Source organism: Acetobacter sp. UBA5411, assembly GCF_002409645.1.
Classification (GTDB): domain Bacteria; phylum Pseudomonadota; class Alphaproteobacteria; order Acetobacterales; family Acetobacteraceae; genus Acetobacter.
Map to the genome: position 1 here is coordinate 10,403 of NZ_DHNR01000044.1, position 4,901 is coordinate 15,303.

Sequence of the window (4,901 nt, forward strand, 5' to 3'; positions counted from 1 at the left end):
GTCTGTGCGGTCACTCCAGCCGTGGCTTTCGCACCCGTCACGCCCGCATGTGTCAATGCCCCTGTCAGGAAGGCGTCGGCAGCCTTCTGATAGGCACCTCCAACGTTCTCGATGGGAGAGCCTTGATAGGCGTTCGATGCACTGTCCATGAGGGATGCGATCGAGCCTTTGGCACCCGTGTTAATCATACCCTTCAGGATGTTCGCCTCTGGGCCGCCAAGGGAGTAGAGGGCAGTCTGTCCGGCCGCATTGGCCAGGTCTGTGTTCGTCAGGCCGTTGCCTGTTTCCAGCCCCGCTGCCTTCTTGCTCTGCTGGACGTTATCCGCCGCGAGCATCCCCTGCATACCCAACATGGGGATCAGAGACGCACCACCAGTAACCGGAGCAGCTGCGCCAAGCGCCAGTGTGGCTCCGAGGGGGCCGGCACCTTCTGCTGTCGAGTAGCCGAGGGACTTTAGAAAGCCCCCCACACCCTGCGTTTTCAGGGCATGGACAGGTGAGGGGTCCACATCGGCAGGGTGCTGATAGTTCTGGGCTAGGTCGGCCCGCTGATCGTCCGAAAGGGACTGGAGCGCGTTGGCCGCATCATCCACCAGGCCGACATGACCGGCCTTATTCTCGGCTGTTCTGATCAGTGCCGATGAGCCACCCGCAAGGGCTGCTGGCAGTCCGTGGATGATGCTCTGGGCGGCTGCGTGCCCCATGCCCGACAGGCTGCTCCCGAGGCGCGACAGGAATCCGGGGGACGTATTGGCCTGAAGGCTCCCTGAATTTGAGGGAGCTTCAGATGGGTCTGGTCCGGGGTTTTCCGGGTCCACAGCGGCCCCATCTGGGCTTTTAACGGTCGCTATGATGTCATCGACCGTTTTCTGCTGATCTTCCGGGGATAGGTGCGTGAAACTGTCGTCAACAGTCACGCGCCCCACCCCGTCGATGTTCAGTGTGGGCAATTATGCTCCTTTTGTCTTACGGTGATAGGGACCAGCCCACGCCTGTGCTGCTCTTGCCGGAAAGCCCTGCTGGCAGCTGCTGTGACGGTCCCTGAGAGGCTCCCTGAATGGTCTGCGCAGGTGCCGACTTGATGCCCAGCAAAGCCCTGAGCTGCGGATCAACCTGCTTCATGTCGTCATAGTTCAGCGGCTCATATTTGTGGGCTTTCGTGTAGTTCTCGACGAAATTCTTGTAGCCCTGCGCCGTGTCAGCGTTGCCGTTCTTGGCCGTCCATGCGTCCTGCATGTCCTGCTTGTATTTCGCCTGATTTCCGTATTCCTTGATCCAGTAATACAGCCCGGACGGATTGGTGGCGTCGATGGCCGGAACCGACTTGTAGGCATTCTGGATTTCGGGAAGGTCAAGGCGTCCGAGGCCGCGATAGTTGGACAGGGCTGCCGTGCGCAGGTTCGTTCCCCACATATTCGCCCGCTGAAGTGCATCCGCATCCCCAAGGGATGAGCTGTTGACGCCGGTGGCGTTCAGGATTGCACGGGACACCTTCGCTCCGATACCGGGGCCTGCGGGAATATGCGGAAGGTCTGCGATCAGGGCATTGCCCTGCTGGGCAGTCGTGGACATCTTGGCCGTGCTCTCCCGGTCGGCATCCAGCGCGGTCTGGTCTGCCTTCGCAGCGCCCGCGACATTGGCTGTCTTGGGATCATAGGCACCTGCCGGAAGCGCATTCAGCTGCTTTCCCGTGGTCAAGTCCTGAATGAGCGCACCTGTGCCGTTCTTGTAGGCCGAAACCATGATCCTGTGCGGCGCTCCGCCGTTGGGATCAGGCGCTTCGAGATATTGCTGAGTGCCGATCTTGCCGCCCGGACGCATCCCGTTCGCACCCCCTGTCATAGCTCCCGGTGGGAGTGATCGACCGGACATCAGGGCCACAGCTGCAAGGGGGGACATTCCAGCAGCAACCAGCTGCGCAGCGGCTCGGCCTCGCATGGCCCCGACCTGGGCATTGCGAGCCTGCAAGTCGGCTGCCTGCATCTGCCGCCCATAGTTCTGCTGGTCGATCTGGTCGTTAGCCTGCTGGATACCAATGGTCTGCTGCTGGCGGTTCAGGATGTCCTGAAGTGCGGCCGCGCCGCCTGTTCCTAGCGCCCCGCCATCGGTCTTTGCATCAGCGCCCGAACCCATTGAAGCCGCCCAGCGGAAGAACCGGGCAAGCGGTGACAGGTTAGCGTTCGGGTCCACGATGTGCGGGCTGAGGGTCGGCGTTGGGACAGCAGCGTTTCCGCCCGTGTCATCGGCCTGATCAAGCCCTTGCGACATGAAGATATTGCGGCCGTCATTGATGTCACCATCAGGGCCGGACGGTGCAGGCTCTTGCCCGGTGGCCCCAATCAAATGGCTGCCTACAGCCGCAAGAGCCTGCCCAGAAGTTATATTGCCATCCTCCCCGAAAAGGGAAGGGTTGTTCTGTCGAATATCCCTCCAGTTGTCATCCCCCACGGCCTTGGACGCAGGCGTGTCCGGTGAAGCCTGCATCAGTGCCGTGGCGGAAGGCTGCCCCAGAACGTGCATGGCATAGATGTTGGGCGCACTTACGGACTGTCCCATCTTGGTCAGGGCAGGAATATACTCGTTCTTGGCGAGCAGCCTGAAAGCCTGTTTCTGCTGCTCCGGGTCGTTCTTTCCTTCCGCTGTCAGCCCCTGGTTCGGGTAATTCTGGAGCAGCCTATTCCATGTGGGGTCGGTGAATTGCAGCAGTCCAGTAGCGGAGCTGTTCGGGTTGGATGCGTCTGGGTTCCCGGAACTTTCAGCTGACGCCACGAGGGGGAGCATATCCTCGACAATATCACCGCTTGGTTCGTTTGCCATCAGGCGTTGATTGCCTCCTGAAAGATTGCCCTATTTCTCATAGGGTCTGCCGCGCCGAGCGCGGTGTTGTAGTGATTCTTGTGATACTCCGCCTGCGCGGCGGCATCGTCTGCCGAGGGCAGGGGAGATGAAGCCCGCATGTAATCCACACGGCACATCGCAGCGGCGTAAACCGGGCGCGTCACCAGATAGTCAAAATGACCGCCAAGGGAGCCTAAAAGGGACGCTAGGCGTGGCCGAAAACGCAGGTAATTCAGCCAAATATCATCGTGTGTGGCCTGCTCCATCTGCCAGAAACCCCGTGCGGGTCCGCCTCCCAGCTGGGCCATATATTCGTATCCACTCTCTGCGTTCCCCGTGCCCAGCACAAGATTCTCAGCGGCTAGATTTTCCTCCCCCAAGGCAGCCAGAGCTGGCCGGACCCACAATGCCCGGACCTGCTGAAGATTGACGCCCATCAGACTGTCGTCCCCGCGCCTTCCAGCCCGTTCACATACATCGTCCCGGCCCCAGCGAAGGGATTGGAAGATGCGCTTGACGTAGTGCCGCCCAGCAAGCTGCCCAGAAGGGACGTGGAGCCACCTGTCATGAGGCTCGCTCCGAGGCCACCAATAGCCCCAAGCGCCCCCAAAGCGGTCGAAAGCGGGCTGCTCGATGTCGTGGTGGTCTGTGTGGACTGCCCGGTGCTGTTCTGGTTGCCGGAAGTCTGCTGGCCCCAATTATTCGAGCCAATGACGTTCATATACTGCTCAAGCTCGGACCACGGGTACTGCTCGGCCTGCTCGTCTGCTGTCAGGTTGGCCTGATTCTGGTCCGTGGCGGCCGTCTGCTGATCGGAACCGCTGTTCAAGATGCTGTCTATGCCCGCGCTCTGAAGCGCCTGACCAGTGCTGGCCTGATTGACCGCGTTATCGCCCTGCTCACCCAACAGCTGCGACCAGTCGATGCCTGTTGCATTGTTCTGCTGTGACAGGCTGTTGGCCGCTGTCTGCCCGTCAAGGGCCGTATTGGCTGCGCTGTTCGCATCGCTCGCTGCCGATAGATTGCCGGACAGGTTGCTCTGTCGGGCCTGCTCTGCCAGATCAAGGCCATTCTGCCATGCACTCGCCAACATGCTCGATGCCGTGTTCTGGTCATTGTCGGCCTGAAGGGCCTGGGACAACGCAGAGGCCGCACCGGCACGGGAGCTGTTGATGTTGCCCCCTGCTTCCGCCTGGGCGTTCAGGGACGGTGCAGTCGTGGAATTGTAAAGATCGTCAGACGACTTAATGGCCGAATTGACCGCGTTCTGGACGCCAGAGCTGTTCATGTAGCTGTTCGCGTCAGCAATGTTCTGGGCGGTGGAATCTGTCCCCGCCGAGGCGATTGCGTTGGACAGCGCCGTGTTCCCGCTGGACAGGGCCGTGGAGGCATTCCCCATAAGCTCCTGGCTGACTCCTGACGTGCCCTTGTCGTAATTACCGCTTGCGCCCGCCGAGGACGCCCCTAGAGCTTGGTCTAGGGCATTCGCGCCGGTATATGACTGGCCCAGCAGGGACGTGCCTGTGTTGACGTTATTCTGGCCCGTTGAGGCCATCTGGTTGAATGCGCTTTTCTCGGTGTTGTTCAGGCCGGTATAAGTGTTGAAGTCCGGCTGGGAACTGGTCGCGTCGTAGCCATTGAGCGCGTTGGCTTCGCCAAAAGCATTCTGTAGCGCACTTGACTGCCAATCAAGCGGGCTTGAAGTGCTGCTATAATTTGTTTTCTGTTGGCTTGACGTGTTTGTGGTTTCTTTACTTCCGCCCACTAATTCTCCTTACATATACATTCAGTTCTTTGTTTTCGTCGAATAGTTCTTTCCCGACATAATCGAAGCCTAGTATCGTCACGAACTTGGCGTGCTTCGCCTCGCTCCCGAACAGTGGGCCGGAACACCACAAGTCCTCGCCGATCTGAGGGAATATGCGCTCAAACCCGCTGACGATTTCACGCCGGACGCGCGGGGAATAGCGGAACACAAGGAAATGGACCCACAAACGCCCACTCGACCCGCGATCCAACCATGCGTGGTAATCGGGGGAGCTGGCCAGCGGTGTCATTTTGCG

Annotated in this window: 5 protein-coding genes; all 5 read right to left on the reverse strand. The window is 60.0% G+C overall.

Annotation, left to right across the window (positions count from 1 at the left end):
- A partial coding sequence (locus tag B3759_RS16580) for a hypothetical protein (RefSeq protein WP_291367725.1) occupies nucleotides 1-950 on the reverse strand: 950 nt, incomplete at its 3' end.
- A gap of 16 nt (nucleotides 951-966) precedes the next feature.
- The gene (locus tag B3759_RS16585) at nucleotides 967-2,817 is read right to left on the reverse strand and encodes a transglycosylase SLT domain-containing protein (RefSeq protein WP_291367727.1); all 1,851 of its coding nucleotides are present in this window, start codon (nucleotides 2,815-2,817) and stop codon (nucleotides 967-969) included.
- Nucleotides 2,817-3,275 (reverse strand): hypothetical protein, encoded by a 459-nt coding sequence (locus B3759_RS16590; protein ID WP_291367729.1) that lies wholly within the window; start codon nucleotides 3,273-3,275, stop codon nucleotides 2,817-2,819. Before B3759_RS16590 ends, B3759_RS16585 begins: the two co-directional genes overlap by 1 nt.
- Nucleotides 3,275-4,603: a hypothetical protein gene (locus tag B3759_RS16595; protein ID WP_291367731.1), complete on the reverse strand. Its 1,329-nt coding sequence runs from the start codon at nucleotides 4,601-4,603 to the stop codon at nucleotides 3,275-3,277. The genes B3759_RS16590 and B3759_RS16595 overlap by 1 nt, the downstream gene beginning before the upstream one ends.
- Nucleotides 4,590-4,901: hypothetical protein (locus B3759_RS16600; protein WP_291367733.1), on the reverse strand; the 312-nt coding region annotated here is incomplete at its 5' end. The genes B3759_RS16595 and B3759_RS16600, both read right to left, overlap by 14 nt.